Below are 20,434 nucleotides of genomic sequence, written 5' to 3'. Positions count from 1 at the left end.
CATGACCCTGCTGACCACCTGGTCCGAGTCCGGACCGGAGACCCTGGTGCGTCGTACCTCCGACCCCGTCGAGATCGCGGCCGCGCTGGCGCCGCTCGGGGTGCGCTACGAGCAGTGGCCGGTCTGCGACGACGTGCCGTTCGACGCGGACAGCGAGACCGTGTTCGCCGCGTACGGGCCGGAGATCGACCGGCTCAACGCCGAGGAGGGCTTCACGACCGTCGACGTCCTCGGACTGCACCCGAGCGACGACCCCGGGTTCCCGGCGAAGGCGGAGGCCGCGCGCGCGAAGTTCCTGCAGGAGCACACGCACGACGACGATGACGAGGTCCGCTTCTTCGTCTCCGGTTCCGGCATCTTCTATCTGCACGTGAGCGGCGAGGTGCACGCGGTCTACTGCGAGAAGGGCGACCTGCTGGGGGTGCCGCGCGGTACGACGCACTGGTTCGACATGGGCACCAGCCCCTCGTTCACCGCGATCCGCTTCTTCCACGAGGAGGACGGCTGGATCGGCAACTTCACCGGCTCCACGATCGCCTCCCGCTTCCCGGACTACGACACGATCGACGCCGGGTACCAGCAGGACAGGGCAGCGGCGTGAGCCAGGTCCTCGACATCGGCCCCGTCGACTCCGTGGTGCTCGACATCGAGGGCACCACGAGCGCCACGGGGTTCGTCGTGGACGTGCTCTACCCGTACTCCCGCTCTCGCTTCGGAGCACTGCTCTCGGAGCGGAGCGGTGATCCGGAGGTGGCGCGGGCGGTCGCCCAGGTGCGGGACCTCATCGCCGAGCCGGACGCCGACAACGTTCGCATCGAGAAGGCCCTCAACGAGTGGCTCGACGAGGACCGCAAGGCGACCCCGCTGAAGACCCTCCAGGGCGTCATCTGGTCCGAGGGTTTCGCCCGGGGCGACCTCGTCTCCCACTTCTACGACGACGTCCTCCCGGCCCTGCGCGCCTGGCACGCCGCGGGCATACGCCTCCACGTGTACTCCTCGGGTTCCGTGGCCGCCCAGCGCGCCTGGTTCCGGTCGAGCCCCGAGGGCGATCTGCTGCCGCTGGTCGAGGGCTTGTACGACACCGAGAACGCGGGGCCGAAGCAGGAGGCCGCGTCGTACCGCGCCATCGCGACGGCCCTGGGCCTCGGCGCCGCCCCCGGCCGCATCCTCTTCCTCTCCGACCGGCCCGGCGAGCTGGACGCGGCGCGGGAGGCCGGCTGGCAGGCCGTCGGCATCCGCCGGCCCGGGGAGCCGTACTACGAGCAAGGTGTCGGCGACCACGCGCAGGCGGGGACGTTCGACGGGATCACCATCACCATCACCAGGAGCACCGCATGACCACCGAGATCTCGGCACTCGACCTGGAGGAGGCGGGCGCCGTCCTGGCCGCCGAGTCGGCCCGCTTCGCGTCCTTCGGCTGGATGCGCGGCACCTCGGGCAACCTGTCGGTGGTCCTGTCGCGCGATCCGCTGCGGCTGGCGGTCACCGCGAGCGGCCATGACAAGGGTGAACTGACGCCCGCGGACGTGGTGCTGGTCGACGGCGGCGGTGCCGCCGTGCGGGGCGGCAGGCCGTCCGCGGAGGCCGAGCTGCACGCGCGCGTCGCCGCGCTGACCGGTGCGGGCGCCGTGGTCCATGTCCACACGGTCGCCTCCGTGGCGATGGGCCGCCGCGAGCCCGGCGGCATCGTCTTCAAGGACCTGGAGATGCTCAAGGGCGTCGGCCAGCCCGCGCACGACGTCGAGGTCACCCTCCCCGTCATCGTCAACAGCCAGGACATGAAGGTCCTCGGCGACCGTCTGGAGGCCGCCCGCGACCCGCGCATGCCCGCGGTGGTCGTGGCCGGCCACGGCCTGTACGTCTGGGGCGCCACCCCCCGCCAGGCCCGCCACCACACCGAAGTGGTGGAGTGGCTGCTGGAGTTGGAGCTCTCCCAGCGCTGACGGTACGTCAAAGGGCGGCCCGGTCTCCGCGACCGGGCCGCCCTCGGTGCACGAGGATACGGGGCGGGGCCTAGCGCAGGCGCTCCCCCGGCAGTTCGCCCGCCGACACCTCCAGCACCCCCCGTTCGGTGACCAGCCCCGTCACCAGGCGCCCCGGTGTCACGTCGAACGCCGGGTTGTGGCCCCGCGACTCGGCCGGCGCGGTCCGTATGCCGCCCCACTCCAACACCTCGTCCTCGCCTCGGAGTTCGATGTGGATGTCGGCGCCGGAGGCGGTGGCGAGGTCCACGGTGGTGGTGGGGGCCGCGACCAGGAAGGGGATGCCCGCGTCGGCGCAGGCGAGGGCGACGCCCACCGTGCCGACCTTGTTGGCGGTGTCGCCGTTGGCCGCGATGCGGTCCGCACCCACGATCGCCGCGTCGACCTCGCCCCGCAGGATCGTGCCGGCGGCGGCGCCGTCCGCCTGGACGAAGTGCGGTATGCCCTCCTGGACCAACTCCCAGGCGGTCAGACGGGATCCCTGGAGGAGGGGTCGCGTCTCGTCGGCGTACACGACTTCGAGTCGGCCGCGCGCGTGCAGTTCACGGATGACCCCAAGTGCCGTACCCCATCCGGCAGTCGCGAGCGCCCCCGTGTTGCAGTGCGTCAGTACCCGCAGCGGACGGTCGACGTCCACCCTCTTCAGCAGCCAGTCGGCGCCGTGCGCCCCCATCGCCCGGTTCGCCTCGACGTCCTCGCGCTGGACCGCGGCGGCCTCCTCCAGCACCGCCTCCAGCCCCTCGTCGAAGCGGGTCATGACGCGGTCCACGCACACCATCAGGTTCACGGCGGTCGGCCGGGCCTCCCGGACGCGGGCGACGGCGGCGCGCACCTCCTCGGCCGACCGGCCCGCGCGCTCGCCCTCCAGCAACGCGAGCGCCACGCCGTACGCGCCCGCCGCCCCGATCGCGGGCGCGCCCCGCACGACGAGGCGCTGGATGGCGGAGACCAGGGCGTCGACGTCGTGGATCTCGACCGTCTCGGTGCGGTGCGGCAGGACCGTCTGGTCGATGAGCGCAAGGCTGTTTCCGGTCCAGTCGACGGCGCGCAGTTCCTGGGGCATAGCGGGGCACTCCTGGTGTTCCGAAGGTGCCCGACACCGTACATGGCCTCGAAGAATCGACGGGAACCACAGTTCGAGACAGCGGGGCGTGCGTCCGGAAAGCGGTGTTACAGTCCAGCACCGCCCGCAGCCCGAAGGCCGATGTGAAGGAGGATCCGTGCTGCTCACCCTGCGCCGTTTCCTCGACCACGGTCGCTGCGCCGGCGACGGCTGTCGCCGCTGACTCCGGTCGCCAGACCGCTCAGCGCCCCGTCGCTCCTCCCCCACACCGCTCCACCTCTCCCTCATCACCTCCCTCTCCAGGGCTCGTCAACGGCGACGGTCCCGGCCCTTGCCGCACCCTCCGGAAGGTCCCCCGATGTCCCGCACCGCCGTCGTCACCGACGTCACCCGTTCCGCCCTCCCCACCCGCAGATCCCGCCGCCCGCTCCGGCTGGCCGCCCTCGCCACCGGCACCGTCCTGCTGGCCACGGCCTGCAACGCCGCCGCGAAGAAGGACGACTCCGCCGACAGCGCCGCCGCCGGTGGTGGCAGCGGGAAGAGCTTCACGCTCGTCACCCCCGACGCCGTCGGCCAGAACGAGTTCCTGAAGGCCGCCGTCACCGGCGTGAAGGCGGCGGCGAAGGCGCACGACGGTTCGCAGAAGGTCTACGAGTCCACGGACTCGGCCTCGCAGCAGCAGAACGTGCAGGCCGCCGTGGACGAGAAGCCGGACGTGATCGTGCTGGTCGGCTTCGAGTTCGCGGACCTCGTCGCCCAGCAGGCCGAGGCGCACCCGAAGCAGCGGTTCCTGCTCGTGGACGCGTGCACGCAGAAGACGGTCAAGAACGTGTCGTGCGCGGTGTTCCGTGAGCACGAGGGCGTCTTCCTCGCGGGCGCCGAGGCGGGCCTGCTGAGCGAGAGCGGCAAGGTGGGTGCCGTGGACGTGCTGGACACACCCCAGTTCCGCCGCTTCAGCGACCCGTTCGCGGCCGGGGCCAAGCAGGTCGCCGCCAAGACCGAGACCTCGACCCGGTTCGTCGGCGGCCAGTCCCCGTTCGACGACTCGGCCCGTGCCAAGGAGCAGGCGAACTCCCTGCTCGCCAAGGGCTACGACCAGATCATGGCGGCCGCGGCGGCCGGCAACTACGGCGTGTTCGAGGCGGCGAAGGCCAAGGGCGCGTTCGCGTACGGCGTCGACGTCAACCAGTGCCCCTCGGCGCCCGGCACGGTCGTCGACAACGTCGTCAAGCGGACGGACGTGGCGGTGGAGAAGGGCATCGAGCAGGTCCTCGACGGCAGGACCGGCACGGTGTCGTACGGCCTCAAGGAGGGCGGCATCACCCTCACCGGCCTGGAGGACGGCGTGGACTCGTCCCAGTGCGTCATCGCCGACCACAAGGACGTGCTGAAGAAGGTCGAGGCGCTGCGCGACCGGATCGTGTCGGGAGAGCTGACGGTCGATGACCCCGCGGCTGCCTGACGAACCGGCGGGAGCCGGGGTGCCCACGGGCGACGCCCCGGCGGCCTGTCCGCCCCCGGCCGACACCGCGGAGCACCCGGCCGCCGTCGAGCTCCTCGGCATCACCAAGCGCTACCCCGGCACCCTCGCCAACGACTCCGTCGACCTGACCATCCGCCCCGGTGAGATCCACGCCCTCATGGGCGAGAACGGCGCGGGCAAGTCGACGCTCATGTCGGTCCTGTACGGCATGGAGCGCCCCGACGCCGGCACGATCCGCATGGACGGGCGCGAGGTGACCTTCGCGGGGCCCGCCGACGCGATGGCCGCCGGGCTCGGCATGGTCCACCAGAGTTTCAAGCTGTTCGACTCGCTGACGGTCGCCGAGAACGTGGTGTACGCCGCCGAACCGCGCCGCTTCGGCCTGGTGGACCGGGCCGCGGCCCGCCGCCGGGTGCGTGAACTCGGCGCGGAGCACGGCCTGGTGGTCGATCCGGATGCCCGGGTCGGCGACCTGCCGGTCGGGCTGCGCCAGCGCGTGGAGATCCTCAAGCTCCTCCACCGCGGTGCCCGCACCCTCATCCTCGACGAGCCGACCGCCGTGCTGACGCCCGCCGAGGCCGACGCCCTGTTCGCGGTGCTCAAGTCGCTCGCGGCGCGGGGCCGTACGGTGATCCTTGTCACGCACAAGCTGCGCGAGGTCCTGGAGGGCAGCGACAACGTGACGGTCCTGCGGGACGGCCGGGTCGTGGCCCGGCTGCGCACCCCGGACACGACCGCCGCCGAGATCGCGGCGGCGATGACGGGCCGCGCGGTGGAGTTGGACCGGGTGCACGCGCCCGGCACTCCCGGCGCGGTCGTGCTGGATGTCGACGGCCTCACCACCGACGGCGTGCGCGAGGTCGCGCTCACCGTCCACGCCGGGGAGATCGTCGGCATCGCGGGCGTCGCGGGCAACGGCCAGAGCGAACTGGTCGAGGCCCTGGCCGGACTCCGCCCGGTCACCTCGGGCCGGGTCCGGCTGCGCGGCGAGGACGTCACCCGTGCCTCGGCGACCGAACGGCGTGCCCGGGGCCTCGCGTACGTGCCGGAGGACCGCCATGCCGTGGGCACGGCACCGGCGGCGTCCGTGGCGGAGAACCTCGCGATGGGTCATCACCGTACGTCGCTGTCGTCCGGGTCCCGGCTCGGTCTGCTCCCGCCCACGGGCGTCCGTGAACACGCGCGCCGCCTGATCGAGCGCTTCGGCATCAAGGCGTCGAGCCCCGACGTCCCCGCGTCGGCCCTTTCGGGCGGCAACCTGCAGAAGCTCCTCATCGGCCGTGAACTCGCCCACGAGGCACCGCTGTTGCTCGTCGAGCAGCCCACACGCGGTGTCGACATCGGCGCCATCCAGAACATCCACGACCAACTCGTCGCCCACCGCGACGCCGGCCACGCCGTCCTCCTCGTCTCCGCCGAACTGAGCGAGATCCGGGGCCTTTCGGACCGGGTGCTGGTCATGTACGAGGGCCGCGTGACCGCCGCGTACGACAGGGCCGACGCGGACGAGAGCGTGCTGGGGCTCGCGATGGCGGGCGGCGGCAGCGGCGCGAGTGGTGACACCGGCGCCACGAGCGCCGCAGGCAGCGGCACGGCACCGGTGGAGGCCGGGAACTGACATGAACCGCATACCCAGGGACCGCGTGACCGCGGCCCTCCGCTCCCCCGTCGCCTTCTCCGTCCTCGCCGGTGTCCTCATCGGCGCCCTCTTCCTCGTCGGTACGGGCGCCGACCCGCTGGCCGCGTACGGCGCCGTCCTGACCGGCTCCCTCGGCGCGGACGGCATCGGCGCCACGCTGAGCACCGGCACGAGTGTGCTCGGCCTGGCCCTGGCGCTCGCGATCCCCCTCCGCGCCGGGCTGATCAACCTCGGCGGGGACGGGCAGCTGGTCCTCGGTGGCATCACCGCCGCCGTCACCGGCCTGTACTCACCGTTCCCGGCGCCGCTCACGGTCGGCCTCGCCCTGCTGGCGGGCATGGCGGCCGGCGCCGCGTACGCCGCCCTGGCCGCGCTCTGCGAGAACCGCCTCGGCGTTCCGCTGCTGGTCAGCAGCCTCCTGCTCAGCTATCCGGCGGTGTCGCTCGCCTCCTACCTGGCCCGTTACCCGCTCAAGGAGCCCGGCTCCAGCCTTCCCCAGACCCGTCGGCTCCCGGAGGGCGTGGCGCTGCCCGCGTTCGGGGAATCGACAGTGACCGTGGGGCTGTTGCTGGTGGTCCTCGCGGCGGTCGCGTACTGGTTCACCGACAGGCGGACGGCCCTCGGCTACGAGATCCGGATGACCGGCCTCAATCCGCGCTTCGCCGCGTACGCCGGTGTGGAGCGTACGGGGCTGACGCTCCGGCTCATGGCGGTGTCGGGGGCGCTGGCCGGGCTGGTCGGCGCGATCGGGGTGCTGAGTTTCCCGTACCGCTTCCTGGACGGCTCGCTCACCGCCCCCGGCTACACCTGGACCGGTCTGACGGCCGCGCTCCTCGCGGCGGCGGCCCCGATCGGCACGCTCCTCGCCTCGTTCTTCTTCGCGGTCCTCCAGGTCGGCGGGCTGTCGATGGAGCGGACGACGGAGGTGCCGCGCGAGCTGACGCAGGTTCTCCAGGCCATCGTCATCGTGTTCCTGGCGGCCCGGCTGCGCTTCCCGACGCGGCGCCGGAAGCGCGCCCAGCGGCCCTCGCCGCGTAAGAACAACCAAGAGCCGTCATCCCAGGGGGAGTTCGTCTGATGTTCTTCGACTCCGATCTCCTCATGTCGGCGCTGCGCGCGCTCACCCCCATCCTGCTGGCCGCACTCGGCGGCGCCCTGTGCGAGCGCGCGGGCGTCTTCAACATCGGTCTGGAAGGCATGATGCTGCTGGGCTGCTTCACGGCGGTGACGACGAGCTGGTTCACCGGCAGCCCCTGGCTCGGCGTCCTGGCGGCGGCCCTCGCCGCCGCCGCGTACTCGCTGATCCTGGCCGTCGGCGCGGTGACCCTGCGCGGCGACGCGGTGGTCCTCGGCATCGCCATGAACCTCCTCGCCGTCGGCCTGACCAGCTTCCTGCTCCGTACGGTCTTCGGCGTCCAGGGCACCTTCGACGACCCGTCGCTTGCCGGGCTGCCGCTGATCGGCGGGCTGTCCCCGCTGGCGTATCTGGCGTGGGTCGCCGTCGGTGTGGCCGCGCTCGCCCTGTCCCGTCATGTATGGGGCCTGCGGCTGCGCGGGGTCGGCGAGGCGCCGGACGCGGCGGCCACACTCGGGGTGAGCCCGGCGAAGTACAGGTACGCGGCGGTGCTGGCCTCCGGCGTACTGTGCGGGCTCGCGGGCGCCCAACTCGCCCTGGGAAACGTCACGTTGTTCTCCGAGAACATGACGGCCGGCCGGGGCTGGATCGCCGTGGTCGCCGTGATGCTCGGCCGCGCGCTGCCGCTGGGCGTGCTGCTCGCCGCACTGCTCTTCGGTCTCGCCGAGGCCGCGGGCTTCCGCCTGCAGGGGCTCGGCCTGCCGCAGCAGGCGACGGACGCCGCGCCGTACGTCGTCACGCTCGGTGCCCTCTTCCTGACGACGGCCCGCCGCCGTCGCCGTACGGGTCGCAGAACCAGCACGAGCAGAACCAGCACCGACCGCTCCGGAGCCGCCGCATGACCCAGGATTTCCTGCCCATCACCCGGATACCCAGGACCGGGCTGCCGCCGCGCGCGGTCGTGGTCGGCGACCCGGCGCGCGCCGCGGCCGTCGCCGCGCTCCTCGACGGGGCCGAGGAGGTGTCGTACCACCGCGAGTACCGGGTGTTCAGCGGGAGTTGGAAGGGCGTGTCGGTCGTCGTCGCCTCGCACGGCGTGGGCGGGCCGGGCGCGATCCTGCTGTTCCAGGAGCTGGCGGACGCGGGGGTCCGCACCTTCCTGCGGTTCGGCACGGCGGGCGCGATGAAGCCGGGGATCGGCGACGGCGACCTCGTGATCGCCGAGGCCGCCGTACGGGACGACGGTGTCACCCAGCAGCTGCTGCCGCCCGAGTACCCCGCCGTCGCCGCCCCCGAGGCGGTCCTCGCACTCCAGCGCGCCGCCCGCGAGGTGGGAGCACCGCACCATCGGGGCATCGTATGGACGAGGGCGGCCTTCCAGCCCGGCCTCATCCCGCTCGACACGTACGACCGTGCCGGGCTCGCGGCCATCGAGATGGAGCTGTCCGCGCTGTATGTGACGGCTTCGCTGCGCGGTCTCGCCGCGGGCGGGGTCCTCGTCGTGGACGGCGCGAACGCCGACGAGTTGGTCGATGTCGAGACCACCGGCGGCTACGACCCGCACCGCGAGGTCGTCGCCCTGGGCGTGGAGCGCGGGGCGGTCGTGTCGCTGGAGGCACTGCGGCTGCTGGCCGAGGAGTACGGGTTCGAGGAGACCGGGTCCGAGGAGACAGGGTCCGAGGGAGACGGGTTCGAGGGGGATGCCGCGTGAGCGAGCACGTCGATCTGCTGGTCCACGGCGGTGACGTCCTGACCGTCGACGAGGCCGGAACCCTCCTGCGGGGCGGGGCGGTTGCCGTCCGAGAGGGGGAGATCATCGCCGTCGGCCGGGCGGAGGAACTCCGTACGGCCTACACGGCGGCGGAGACGATCGGCGCCGAGGGCTGTCTCGTGCTCCCCGGGCTCGTCAACGCCCACACCCACCTCGCGATGACGCTCCTGCGGGGGCGCGCGGACGACGTCACCCTCCAGGGGTTCCTGGAGCGGGTGCTGCGGTGGGAGGCGGAGCTGCTGTCGCCGAAGAACGTGGCGGCGGCGGTGCGGGTCGCGATCGCCGAGAGCCTGCGGGCGGGGGTGACGTCCGCGCTGGACATGTACTGGTTCCACGAGGCGGCCGAGCGGGTCGCGCGCGAGACGGGCTGGCGGCTGCACACGGGCCCGACCTTCATGGACGTACCCGATCCCGCCGACGGGCTGGCGTACGGGGAGCGGCTGGAGTGGGCCCGGCGGGACCTCGCCGACCGCTCCCGCCGACCGGGGACGCGCCCGGTCCTGTTCGCTCACTCGGCGTACACGCTCGACCCGGATCAGCTGCTCGACATAGCCGCCCTGGCACGGGAGTTCGGGGCGTTGCTGCACATCCACGCGGCCGAGAACGCCGCCGAGGTCGCCACGGTCGAGGTGCGGTACGGCAAGCGCCCGGTGGAGCTGCTGGACTCCCTCGGTCTGCTCGGCCCCGATCTGCTGCTCGCCCACGCGGTCGACCTCACCGGCCCGGAGATCGCGGCGCTGGCCCGCACCGGGACCTCGGTCGCGCACTGCCCGGTGTCGAACCTGAAACTGGGCTGCGGGATCGCCCCGGTGCCCCGGCTGCTGAGCGCGGGCGTCACCGTCGGACTGGGCACGGACGGGGCGGTCAGTTCCAACACCCTGGACGTGCTGGGTGCCGTACGGCAGGCCGCGCTGGTGCACAAGGCGGCCGGCGACCCCACGGCGGTCGGCGCCGAGCAGGCGGTGCGGATGGCGACCATCGAGGGCGCCCGGGCTCTGGGGCTCGGCGACCACCTGGGCTCCCTGGAACCGGGCAAGCGGGCCGACCTGATCGTGCTCGACCTGGGCGGACCTCATCTGCGACCGCGGCACGATCCTTGGTCCACGCTCGCCTACGCTGCACACTCGGCGGACGTACGCGACACGGTCGTGGAGGGGCGCGTGCTGATGCGTGAGCGTGTCCTCACCACTTTCGACGAGGCCGCGGCCCTGGCCGACCTGGAGGCTTTGGCCTGATAGGGCCGATGGAGCCCCCATAATGACCTGATACATCGGATGTCTGAACGACAGGGAGGGTTCGCCCATGGCGGTCACCGACGAGGCGATCGAGAAGATCAAGGGCATGATCGTCTCCGGCGCGCTGCGCCCCGGCGACCGGCTCCCGAAGGAGAGCGAGCTCGCCGCCGATCTCGGGCTGTCCCGCAACTCCCTGCGCGAGGCCGTGCGCGCCCTGTCGTTGATCCGCATTCTCGACGTGCGTCAGGGAGACGGCACCTATGTCACCAGCCTCGATCCCCAACTCCTCCTCGAAGCGCTGAGTTTCGTGGTCGACTTCCACCGGGACGACACGGTCCTGGAGTTCCTCGCCGTACGCCGCATACTGGAACCGGCGGCGACGGCGATGGCCGCCCTGAAGATCAGCGAGCAGCAGCTGGACGCGCTGACCTCCCAGCTGGACAGGCTCGGCACCGAGCCGTCGGTGGAGGAACTGGTCGCCTGCGACCTGGAGTTCCACCGGGGCATCGTGCAGAGTTCCGGCAACTCCGTGCTCTGTTCGCTTCTTGACGGCCTGTCAGGTCCGACCACCCGGGCCCGTATCTGGCGCGGCCTGACCCAGGAGGACGCCGTCAGCCGGACCCTGCACGAGCACCGCGCCATCCTGACCGCCCTCCGCGACCGTGACGCCGACGCCGCGCGCTCCTGGGCCACGGTGCACATCGCGAGCGTGGAACAGTGGCTGCGCTCGACGCTGTGAGAAGTTGATCACTTTTGGGCTCCGACGGCCGACGAGTGTTCGCGCCGTGCGAACGGGGCATTGATCCGTTCACTCCCCCGTGCAAGGGGGCTGCGGAGGTCCCCTCGGCACGCCGTAAGGTTGGGGCGTACGCGAGGGCACGTCGGAAGGAGGCGCTGGGTGATCGAGCTGGAGGGGGTTCCCGAGCTGATCGACCCAGTGATGGTGGCCGCGTTCGAAGGCTGGAACGACGCCGGCGACGCCGCCTCCACCGCGGTCGCGCATCTGGACAAGGAGTGGAAGGGCGAGGTGTTCGCGGCGCTGGACGCCGAGGACTACTACGACTTCCAGGTGAACCGTCCCACCGTGTGGCTGGACGGCGGTGTACGGAAGATCACCTGGCCGACGACAAGGTTGTCGGTGGTCCGGGTCGGCGGCGACAAACCCCGCGACCTCGTACTCGTCCGGGGCATCGAACCGTCGATGCGGTGGCGCTCGTTCTGCAACGAGCTGCTGGGCTTCGCCCACGAGCTGGGCGTGGAGCTGGTGGTCATCATGGGCGCGCTCCTCGGAGACACCCCGCACACCCGTCCGGTCCCGGTCAGCGGTGTCACGTCCGACCCGGACCTGGCGCAGCGGATGGACCTGGAGGAGACCAAGTACGAGGGCCCCACGGGCATCGTCGGCATCCTCCAGGAGGCGTGCACCCACGCGGGGGTCCCGGCGGTCTCGCTCTGGGCCGCGGTGCCGCACTACGTGTCGCAGCCGCCGAACCCGAAGGCGACGCTGGCCCTTCTGAACCGGCTGGAGGACCTCATCGACGTGCGCATCCCGCTGGGCGAACTGCCCGAGGACGCGCGCGCCTGGCAGGTGGGTGTGGACCAGCTGGCCGCGGAGGACAGCGAGGTCGCCGAGTACGTGCAGACGCTGGAGGAGGCCCGGGACACCGCAGAGCTGCCCGAGGCGACGGGCGAGGCGATCGCCCGCGAGTTCGAGCGGTACCTCAGGCGCCGCGACGGAGGTGGTCCGGCGCCGGGCGGTCACGCCACGGTGGACGGGGCCGACGGGACCACCGGGGCGTGGAATCCCAAGGACAACCCCAGCGGGCGTACCCGGCCACCGAAGCCGCCGCGGCCCGAGACCGAGGCTGAGGCTGAGCCCGAGACCGGGGCTGAGCCTGAGTTCGAGGCCGAGGACGAGGATTCGTCGGACGACTGAGACCCGGATTCCGGCGGGAGACGCTGCGCGGGATCTGGCGGGTTCATCGTGACCGGTCGCGCGGTTCGTTCGTCGTGACCGGTCGCGCGGTTCGTTCGTCGTGACCGGTCGCGCGGTTCGTTCGTCGTGACCGGTCGCGCGGTTCCCCGCGCCCCTGAAAGCAGGACGGAGCGCGGGAGACGGCATCCGGTGTCTAGATGACACTCCTCTTCACTGCCACCACCGCGTACGTCGTGTCCGGGGTCGGGGTCGTCGTGAAGCGGGCGTTGGGCAGGTAGAGGCGGTTCGCGTAGGCCGCGACCGTCGTAGGGACGTCGAAGTCGGAGTCCGTGAGGCGGCCTTCGAAGGTGCCGCCGCGGCCGTCCGCGGAGAGATTGAACACGTCGATCGCGTTCTGGCGGTTCTGGACGACGTAGAGCCGCCGGCCGATGAGCAGCAGGCCGTCGCCGTTGGTGAGGGGTGCCGCGTCGCCGAGGTCGACGAGTTCGGTGACGCCGGTTTTCGGGTTCACCCGGTGGAGACCGCCCGCGCCGGACTGGACGACCAGGAGTGCCTTGCCGTCCGGGGTGCCGGTGATGCCGTTGGCGTTGACGACCTCGCCGGGGGCCTGCCTCCAGGCGCCGCTCAGCGTGACCGTGGCGACCTCGTCGGGGCCCGGCAGCCGACCGTGGCCGCCGAGCGGGAGGGCGTACAGGACGGGCTGGAACGAGTCGGTGAACCAGGCGGCCCGCGAGGTGAGGAAGACGTCGTTGGCGAAGGTCGGCGTCTTCGTGGTGAGCGTGTACGACGCGATGATCTCGCCGGTGCGGACGTCCACCACCCGGGCGCCCTGCCGCCCGGCGACGAACAGCCGCCCCCGGCCGTCGAGTTTGAGCCCGACCGAGGGCGTACCGGGGCCCGCGGAGATGATGCGGCCCTTGCCGGTGCGCAGGTCGGCGCGGTAGATCGAGCCGTCGCCGAGGGAGCCCAGGTAGGCGTAGGGGCCGTCACCGATGGTGATGCCCTCGGGGCGGAAGCCGTTCGGCAGGGGGATGAGGTCGGGCCAGGTGTGCTCGGTGGCCGAGGCGGAGGCGGTCGCGGCCGAGGACCCGACGAGCAGGGCGCCCGCGGTGGCGGCTGACGTCGTGAGCAGTCTTCGTCGACTGATGTGACGGGCGGTGGGGGATTGTGGGGGTTGCGGGGGTGCCACTGTTCGTCCCTTCCACGAAAGGCACCGGCAGCTGGCCGGTCCGGCTTTCAACTGACGTCTGTCACCCCATCACATGCCGACCGGCCCCGCAGCCCTTCGACGGTCGACCGACAGCGCCTTGACAGCCCCAGAACGGCTTCCCGGCCGGATTGTGACGGTCTGGACGACTCGCCGCTCGCGTGCTTGGTTGTGCCCCGGGCCCAGGAGTTCCACGCGCCACCCAGCACCCGCAGGACCGAAGGGAGCGGTACGCGATGAACGACGAGGTACAGCCGGCCGAGGGCCCGGGGGCGTCCGGGCCGGGGCCCGACGGAACGGGGTTCGCCCATCGGGGAGCCGAACAGGAACTGATCGTCGTCGCCCGCCCCGAGGCCCGGCTGCGGGCCGGAGCCGAGGGCGTCCGTTCGGCGGCCGACGCGGACGTGGCGGCGCTGAACCTGTTCCTCGACGACGAGCAGCTCGTCCTGGAGCCCCTGTTCGGCGGCGAGGAACGGCTCCGGGCCACCGTCTCCGACGACGACGGGGTACCCGACCTCACCCTCTTCTACCGGGTGCGTGGCGGCACCGGCCGCGCCCAGGAGCTGCGCTCACGGATCGCGGCACTGCCCGGCATCGACACCGCGTACGTCAAGCCTGGCGCCGTACCGGCCTCCGTCGGATCGGGATGGGTCGGGTCCGTCGGATCCGGCTCGGCCGGGTCCCGCGGTTCCGGCGGTCCACGTTCCGGCGGTCCACGTTCCGGCGGTCCACGTTCCGGCAACAGTCGGCAGGTGGAGGAGGGCGCGCCCGTGGCGCCCGACCGCACGGGCCGCCAGGGCTGTCCGGGCCCGGCGCCCGAGGGCATCGACGCGCACTGGGCCTGGCAGCGGCCCGGTGGCAGCGGCCGGGGCGTGACGGTCGTCGATGTGGAGGGCGCCTGGCAGTTCGGCCACGAGGACCTGGCCGCGCGGCTCGCGGGCGTCGCCGTCAACACCCCGTCGGCCGACCTCGCCCGGCGCAACCACGGCACCGCCGTCGCCGGGGTGCTTGACGGCGACCGGGACGAGCACGGGATCACCGGCATCGTGCCGGACGCGGTGACGGCCGCCGCGTCCGTCCAGGGCATCGGCACCGCCGCCGCGATCCGGGCGTCCGCCGACCGGCTCGGCCCCGGCGACCTCATCCTCGTCGAACTGCACCGCCCGGGCCCCGGGTTCGCGTACGAGCCGCGCGACGACCAGCGGGGCTACATCCCGCTGGAGTGGTGGCCGGACGACTTCGCGGCGATCCGGTACGCCACCGCGCGCGGTGTCCTGGTCGTCGCGGCGGCCGGCAACGGCGCCGAGTCCCTGGACGACGCGGTCTACGAGCGCCGCCCCGACGAGTTCCCGGCGTGGTGGCGCAACCCGTTCAACCCGTCCCACCCCTCCTCCGGCGCGATCGTGGTCGGCGCGGGCGCCCCGCCGCCCGGCACCCACGGCCGCGACCACGGTCCCGACCGCTCCCGCCTCGCGTTCTCCGGCCACGGCGCCCGTGTGGACGCCCAGGGCTGGGGCCGCGAGGTGACGGCCACCGGCGGCTCCTGGGACCGGCCGGGCGACCTCCAGGGCGAGGCCGAGGAGGTCGCCCGGTACACGGACACGTTCTCCGGGACCTCCTCCGCCGTCCGGGTCGTGGCCGGCGCGCTGGCCGCGCTGCAGGGCATGCTCAAGGCCGCCGGCCGACCGCCGCTGTCGCCCGAACGAGCCCGCGAGGTCCTGCGGGCCACCGGGTCCCCGCAGCAGGACGCCCCCGGCCGGCCCGCCTCACAGCACATCGGCAACCGCCCCGACATCAGGGCGGCCGTCGCCCACCTCCTCCCGGAGGCCGCCGGCTCCGGCACGGCCGAACGCTACTGGGACGAACTGCTCCCCTATCCCCGTGAACTCCCGCCCAGACTCCGCCTCTTCGTGTCCGGCGCGTGGCGGAACCTGACCGACCCGTCCCCCGAGATCCGCCAGGCGGTCCACGCCGCCTTCGCCGGGGGACGGCCCGACGTCCGTGTGTGGTTCTCCGACGACGAGGTCGTCGGCCTGGTGATCACCGGCTGACGACCACGGGTCCTCTGTCCGAGTGAAGACGAAGGGGCGCCTCCTCCGGCCGGAGGAGGCGCCCCTCTGTTCTCATCCCGTATGACCCGCGTGACACGTGTGACGTCTCCGACACCTGTGCAGAGTCGTTACTTCAGGTGTCGCGCCTTCAGGTGTTTCACAGGGCCACGCCGAGGAGCGCGTCCACGGCACGCGACACGACACCGGGTGCGCCCTCGTCCGTGCCGCCCCGCTCCTCCTGGAGCGCGGCCCAGCGGTCGACCGCGGCGAGCGCGGTCGGCGCGTCCAGGTCGTGCGCGAGCGCCTCGCGGATCTCTTCGACGAGGGCCTCGGCGGACGGCCCGTCGGGCCGGGAGACGGCGGCGCGCCACCGGTCGAGGCGGGCGACGGCGTCCTGGAGCACCTGGTCGGTCCACTCCCAGTCGGCCCGGTAGTGGTGTGCGAGGAGCGCGAGCCGTATCGCGGCCGGGTCGACCCCGTCGCGGCGCAGCTTGGAGACGAAGACCAGGTTGCCCTTGGACTTCGACATCTTCTCGCCGTGCAGGGCGACCATGCCGGCGTGGACGTACGCCTTGGCCATGGGGAACTCGCCGGTCAGCGCCTGCGCGTGCGAGGCGCCCATCTCGTGGTGCGGGAAGGCGAGGTCGGAGCCGCCGCCCTGGACGTCGAAGCCCATGCCCAGGTGGTCGAGGGCGATGGCGACGCACTCGATGTGCCAGCCGGGCCGGCCGCGTCCGAGGGAGCCGCCGTCCCAGCTGGGCTCGCCCTCACGCGCGGCCATCCAGAGCATCGGGTCGAGTGGGTTCTTCTTCCCGGCCCGGTCCGGGTCCCCGCCGCGCTCGGCGGAGAGCAGCCGCATCGTGGCGGCGTCGAGGCGCGAGACCTTGCCGAAGTCGGGGTCGGCCTCGACGGAGAAGTAGATGTCCCCTTCGAGCTCGTAGGCGGCGCCGGAGGCGAGGAGCCGCTCGACCAGCGGAACGATTCCGGGGATGGCCTCGACCGCGCCGATGTAGTGGCGCGGCGGGAGCATCCGCAGGGCGGTCATGTCCTCACGGAAGAGGGCGGTCTCCTTCTCGGCGAGGGCGACCCAGTCGATGTCGTCGCGCGCGGCCCGCTCCAGCAGGGGGTCGTCGACGTCCGTGACGTTCTGGACGTAGTGAACCTGCCGCTTGGTGTCGAGCCACACGCGCTGTACGAGGTCGAACGCGTTGTAGGTCGCCGCGTGACCGATGTGGGTGGCGTCGTACGGGGTGATACCGCAGACGTAGATACGGGCGACGGGACCGGGGTCAAGGGTGATGAGCCCATCGGTCGCGGTGTCGTGGATCCGAAGGTCGCGGCCCTTGCCGGGCAGGGCGGGGACCTCAGAAGCGGGCCAGGCATGCATGCCACGAGCCTAACCCGATCGCCGCGCGGCCATGCCGGGCGCCTGGGCACTCGGGGGTACGCGCTGATTTCGCGACTGCGGCCGGTACGTGGACGGACCGCCACAACCGCCCCGGTCGCGGGCAGTCGTGCCGCCAGTGGGCACGGATGGGCGCGGCGGCACCCCGTGACCGCCGAGCTGCGGGACCCGCCCCCGGTCGGCCCCGGCAGGCGGGGCCGTCAGACCGGTGGCCAGGGGATCGCCGGCCACTCCCCGCTCGGCTCCGGGTGCCGGCCGCTCGTCAGCAACGCGGCCACCCGCTCCCGCGTGGCGTCCAGCTCCGCCGGGGTGATCAACGAGGCCAGCCTCGCGGCCAGCGGTCCGCCCTCGCCCAGCGCGTCCCGCAGCCGCCGCAGCACCTCCACGGCCTCCTCCGTGAGCGGCTCCCCCGCCCACCCCCACAACAGCGTCCGCAGCTTGTTCTCGACGTTGAAGGTGACCCCGTGGTCGATGGCGTACAGCCGCCCCTCGGCGGCCGGCAGCAGGTGCCCGCCCTTGCGGTCGGCGTTGTTGACGACCGCGTCGAGCACGGCGAGCCGCCGCAGCCGCTGGTCGTCGGCGTGTACGAGGAGCGCGGTCTCCCCGTCCCCGACCTCCGCGAACCCGACGGCCTTCCAGCCCTCCGCGGCCTCCTCGCCCGCCACAAGGGCCAGCAGTTCGGACCCGGGCTCACCCTCGATCCACAGCTGGCACATGCCCTCCCCGTACGGCCCGTCCCGCAGCACGGTGGGCGGGACGAGCCCCCAGCCGGTCGCCTCGGACACCTCGTACGCGGCGACCTCCCGCTGCGCGAGCGTCCCGTCGGGGAAGTCCCACAGGGGCCGCTCCCCGGCGACGGGCTTGTAGACGCAGGCGGCCTCCCGCCCCTCGTACGAGACCGTGCAGTACAGCACCGCGTTGGACGCCTCCCGCACCCGCCCGCGCACGGTCAACTCGCCCTCGGCCAGCAGCTCGACCGGCCGCTCGGCGGACGGTTGGGCGGGCCGCTCGGCGGACGGCTGGGCGGGCGGCGACGAGCCGGCGGAGGCGGAGGTCACGCTCCGCGCCGGTATCCGTTCTGGCGCGGACATACGTGTCCCTCCGGATCGAGCGGCAGACTGCACAGCGGGCACGGCGGCCGTCCCGCGTTGACGACGTCGAGGGCGCGCTTGGCGAAGGCACGGGCCTGAGAGCCGGTCAGGCGGACGCGGAGCATCGGCGGGCCGTTCTCCTCGTCCTGGAGCATCCGCTCCTCCGCCTCGGCCAGGTCCTCCTCGGAGTCGGCGTCCAGCTCGACCAGGGCCTGGGCCTCGACGATCATCCGCTCCTCGTCGCCGTCCCAGGCCAGCGCCATGGTGCCGACCCTGAACTCCTCCTCGACGGGGGCCTCCAGCGGCGCCGTGTCCGACACCTCGGTGGGCACGACGGCCGGCACCGCGGCGCTTCCGCCGCTGCGCCGCACGACCTCGTCGAGCAGCTCGTCCATGCGCTCGGCGAGCGCGGCCACCTGGGTCTTCTCGAGAGAGACACTGGTGACACGCTGCCCGGAGGAGGCTTGCAGGAAGAAGGTCCGGCGCCCGGGCAGCCCGACCGTACCGGCCACGAAGCGGTCCGGGGGGTCGTAGAGGAACACCTGACGGGACACGTCCTGTCTCCATTGGAATCGACGTCGGGAGCGGCCGCGTCGGCTGCTGACTTGGTTCAGCGCCGCCGCGACCGCTTCACCCTACTGCGGTTGACGATCACGGTGCCCCCGCCCCGCCCCCGACGGTCGCGTCACCGCTCGGGGGCTGCTCGCGCGGCGCCAGGGACGCGAAGTCCCCGGTGTCGCCGAGGCGGACGAGAAACGGCCTGAGTCGGGTGTAACGGATCGCTGTGATGGAACACGGTTCAACAGAGATCCGCTGGAAGAGGTCCAGATGAAGTCCGAGTGCGTCCGCGACGAGCGACTTGATGATGTCGCCGTGCGAGCACATCAGATACACCGCGTCGGCCCCGTGCTCGCGCTCCACGCGCGCGTTCCACTCCCGCACCGCCTCCGCGGCGCGGTGCTGCATGGCCCGCATCGACTCGCCACCCGGGAACTCGACCGCCGTCGGATAGGTCTGTACGACCTCCATCAGCGGCTCGTCCATCAGTTCGGCGAGCTTGCGGCCGGACCAGTCGCCGTAGTGGCACTCGCCGATGCGCTCGTCGGTGTGCGGGCTGAGGCCGGGCCGGGCGTCGAGGAGCGGGCGGACCGTCTCCTGGCAGCGCTGGAGCGGGCTGGTGACGACCTCGGCGATCGGCAGCCCGGCGAGGCGGCCGGGCAGCGCCGCGGCCTGCGCGGCACCCCGCTCGTCGAGCGCTATCCCGGGCGTCCACCCGGCGAGCACGCCCTCGGTGTTGGCGGTGGAACGTCCGTGCCGGACAAGGATCAACGTGGGCATGCGCCCCAGCCTAGACGCCCGCCCGACGGCCCCCTTCGGCCCTGTGGACAACGCCTCCGCGGACAAGGGCTCCGCGGACGCGGGCTCTGTGGACAAGGCCCCCTGGAAAGGAACTCCCTGTGATCGTCGACTGCGCCGTCTATCACGACGGGCACCGCACCGAGGGCCCCGACGACCTCTCCGACGCCCTGGCCGCCGCCCGCGCCTCCGGCGGCTTCGTGTGGATCGGGCTGCACGAGCCGTCGGAGAAGGAGTTCGCCCTGGTCACGGAGGAGTTCGCGCTGCACCCGCTGGCCGTGGAGGACGCCCTGAAGGCGCACCAGCGGCCCAAGCTGGAGGTGTACGACGACTCGCTGTTCATGGTCCTCAAGCCGGTCGTGTACGAGCCGTCCAGTGACACCGTGACCACCGGCGAGGTGATGGTCTTCCTCGGTCACGCCTTCGTCGTGACCGTCCGCCACGGCGAGGGCTCGCCCCTGGGCGTCGTACGCAGCCGGCTGGAGCGGGAGCCCGAACTGCTCGGCAAAGGCCCCACGTCCGTGCTGTACGCGATCACGGACGCCACCGTCGACCACTATCTGGACGTGGCGACCGAACTCCAGACCGACCTGGAGGAACTGGAGGCGGAGGTCTTCTCCCCCGACATCGGCGGCTCACGGAACACGGCGTCCCGGATCTACACCTTCAAACGCCAGGTCCTGGAGTTCCGCCGGGCCACCGGCCCCCTCGCCGCGCCGCTCGGCCGACTCTCCGGCACGGGCAACGCCGCCACCGCGGTGCCCTTCGTCGAGGAGAAGGCCCAGCCCTTCTTCCGTGACGTCAACGACCACCTCACCCGCGTCAACGAGTCCGTGGAGGGCCTGGACCGGCTGGTCTCCGACATCCTCTCCGCGCACCTGGCGCAGATGAGCGTCCGCCAGAACGACGACATGCGGAAGATCTCCGCCTGGGCGGCCATGGCCGCGATCCCGACCATGGCCGCCGGCGTCTACGGCATGAACTTCGAGCACATGCCCGAACTGCGGTGGGTGTGGTCGTATCCGGCTCTGATGGCGCTGATGGTCGTGACGGAGGTGCTGGTGTACCGGCTCTTCAAGCGCCGGGGCTGGCTGTAGCCCCTCGTCCCATGCCGTCATGCGGCTCGTGCCGCCCTGCCGT

At 72.5% G+C, this 20,434-nt stretch carries 19 protein-coding genes; 13 read left to right on the top strand and 6 right to left on the bottom strand.

Going from position 1 to position 20,434, the window contains the following annotated elements; genetic code table 11:
- The first annotated feature begins 1 nt into the window (after position 1).
- Genes OG622_RS39465 through mtnB form a run of 3 tightly spaced genes read left to right on the top strand, consistent with a single transcriptional unit; the run spans position 2 to position 1,943 of the window.
- Positions 2 to 601: an acireductone dioxygenase gene (locus OG622_RS39465; RefSeq protein ID WP_371581417.1), complete on the top strand. Its 600-nt coding sequence runs from the start codon at positions 2 to 4 to the stop codon at positions 599 to 601.
- On the top strand, positions 598 to 1,338 hold the full coding sequence (gene mtnC / locus OG622_RS39460) for an acireductone synthase (RefSeq protein WP_371581416.1): 741 nt from the start codon (positions 598 to 600) through the stop codon (positions 1,336 to 1,338). The genes OG622_RS39465 and mtnC overlap by 4 nt, the downstream gene beginning before the upstream one ends.
- A complete protein-coding gene (gene mtnB, locus OG622_RS39455) occupies positions 1,335 to 1,943 on the top strand; it encodes a methylthioribulose 1-phosphate dehydratase (RefSeq protein ID WP_371581415.1) in 609 nt (202 codons plus the stop codon). Before mtnC ends, mtnB begins: the two co-directional genes overlap by 4 nt.
- Positions 1,944 to 2,013: 70 nt before the next feature.
- Here mtnB and mtnA read toward each other — a convergent pair whose 3' ends face one another.
- Positions 2,014 to 3,045: an S-methyl-5-thioribose-1-phosphate isomerase gene (gene mtnA / locus OG622_RS39450; protein ID WP_371581414.1), complete on the bottom strand. Its 1,032-nt coding sequence runs from the start codon at positions 3,043 to 3,045 to the stop codon at positions 2,014 to 2,016.
- Positions 3,046 to 3,403: 358 nt separating this feature from the next.
- Between mtnA and OG622_RS39445 the strand changes: the two genes are divergently transcribed.
- The 8 genes from OG622_RS39445 to OG622_RS39410 all read left to right on the top strand — a co-directional run bounded on the left by OG622_RS39445 (position 3,404) and on the right by OG622_RS39410 (position 12,184).
- Positions 3,404 to 4,507 carry a BMP family ABC transporter substrate-binding protein gene (locus tag OG622_RS39445; RefSeq protein ID WP_371581413.1) on the top strand — a complete coding sequence of 368 codons (1,104 nt, stop codon included), beginning with the start codon at positions 3,404 to 3,406 and terminating at the stop codon, positions 4,505 to 4,507.
- Between the two features lie 19 nt (positions 4,508 to 4,526).
- Complete coding sequence (locus tag OG622_RS39440) at positions 4,527 to 6,146, top strand: ABC transporter ATP-binding protein (RefSeq protein WP_371581412.1); 1,620 nt, start codon at positions 4,527 to 4,529, stop codon at positions 6,144 to 6,146.
- A gap of 1 nt (position 6,147) precedes the next feature.
- On the top strand, positions 6,148 to 7,245 hold the full coding sequence (locus tag OG622_RS39435; protein ID WP_371581411.1) for an ABC transporter permease: 1,098 nt from the start codon (positions 6,148 to 6,150) through the stop codon (positions 7,243 to 7,245).
- Complete coding sequence (locus tag OG622_RS39430) at positions 7,245 to 8,144, top strand: ABC transporter permease (protein WP_371581410.1); 900 nt, start codon at positions 7,245 to 7,247, stop codon at positions 8,142 to 8,144. Before OG622_RS39435 ends, OG622_RS39430 begins: the two co-directional genes overlap by 1 nt.
- A complete protein-coding gene (locus tag OG622_RS39425) occupies positions 8,141 to 8,953 on the top strand; it encodes a nucleoside phosphorylase (protein WP_371581409.1) in 813 nt (270 codons plus the stop codon). Before OG622_RS39430 ends, OG622_RS39425 begins: the two co-directional genes overlap by 4 nt.
- Entirely contained in the window at positions 8,950 to 10,248 is a 1,299-nt protein-coding gene (locus tag OG622_RS39420) for an amidohydrolase (RefSeq protein WP_371581408.1), read from the top strand. Before OG622_RS39425 ends, OG622_RS39420 begins: the two co-directional genes overlap by 4 nt.
- 67 nt (positions 10,249 to 10,315) lie before the next feature.
- Positions 10,316 to 10,987, top strand: a complete 672-nt coding sequence (locus tag OG622_RS39415) for a FadR/GntR family transcriptional regulator (protein WP_371581407.1) — start codon at positions 10,316 to 10,318, stop codon at positions 10,985 to 10,987.
- Between the two features lie 159 nt (positions 10,988 to 11,146).
- Positions 11,147 to 12,184, top strand: coding sequence for a PAC2 family protein (locus tag OG622_RS39410; RefSeq protein ID WP_371581406.1), 1,038 nt, complete (start codon positions 11,147 to 11,149; stop codon positions 12,182 to 12,184).
- A 193-nt stretch (positions 12,185 to 12,377) separates the two neighbouring features.
- Here OG622_RS39410 and OG622_RS39405 read toward each other — a convergent pair whose 3' ends face one another.
- Positions 12,378 to 13,373: an SMP-30/gluconolactonase/LRE family protein gene (locus OG622_RS39405; protein WP_371581405.1), complete on the bottom strand. Its 996-nt coding sequence runs from the start codon at positions 13,371 to 13,373 to the stop codon at positions 12,378 to 12,380.
- A gap of 254 nt (positions 13,374 to 13,627) precedes the next feature.
- On the opposite strand from OG622_RS39405, the gene OG622_RS39400 reads away from it, so the two are divergent.
- Complete coding sequence (locus OG622_RS39400; protein ID WP_371581404.1) at positions 13,628 to 15,442, top strand: S8 family peptidase; 1,815 nt, start codon at positions 13,628 to 13,630, stop codon at positions 15,440 to 15,442.
- Between the two features lie 157 nt (positions 15,443 to 15,599).
- On the opposite strand, the gene mshC is transcribed toward OG622_RS39400, so the two are convergent.
- The 4 genes from mshC to OG622_RS39380 form a co-directional block, all read right to left on the bottom strand.
- Positions 15,600 to 16,829, bottom strand: a complete 1,230-nt coding sequence (gene mshC / locus OG622_RS39395; protein WP_371581403.1) for a cysteine--1-D-myo-inosityl 2-amino-2-deoxy-alpha-D-glucopyranoside ligase — start codon at positions 16,827 to 16,829, stop codon at positions 15,600 to 15,602.
- 218 nt (positions 16,830 to 17,047) lie between these two features.
- The gene (locus tag OG622_RS39390; protein WP_371581402.1) at positions 17,048 to 17,938 is read right to left on the bottom strand and encodes an SCO1664 family protein; all 891 of its coding nucleotides are present in this window, start codon (positions 17,936 to 17,938) and stop codon (positions 17,048 to 17,050) included.
- Entirely contained in the window at positions 17,902 to 18,492 is a 591-nt protein-coding gene (locus tag OG622_RS39385) for a DUF3090 domain-containing protein (protein WP_371581401.1), read from the bottom strand. The genes OG622_RS39390 and OG622_RS39385 overlap by 37 nt, the downstream gene beginning before the upstream one ends.
- A 97-nt stretch (positions 18,493 to 18,589) precedes the next feature.
- Positions 18,590 to 19,276, bottom strand: coding sequence for a histidine phosphatase family protein (locus OG622_RS39380; RefSeq protein ID WP_371581400.1), 687 nt, complete (start codon positions 19,274 to 19,276; stop codon positions 18,590 to 18,592).
- 119 nt (positions 19,277 to 19,395) lie between these two features.
- Here OG622_RS39380 and corA point away from each other — a divergent pair, with 119 nt between their 5' ends.
- Positions 19,396 to 20,391 (top strand): magnesium/cobalt transporter CorA, encoded by a 996-nt coding sequence (gene corA / locus OG622_RS39375; RefSeq protein WP_371581399.1) that lies wholly within the window; start codon positions 19,396 to 19,398, stop codon positions 20,389 to 20,391.
- Positions 20,392 to 20,434: the final 43 nt, after the last annotated feature.

This window comes from Streptomyces sp. NBC_01314 (assembly GCF_041435215.1).
Taxonomy (GTDB): Bacteria; Actinomycetota; Actinomycetes; order Streptomycetales; family Streptomycetaceae; genus Streptomyces.
This window is presented reverse-complemented; position numbering and strand designations above follow the sequence as displayed.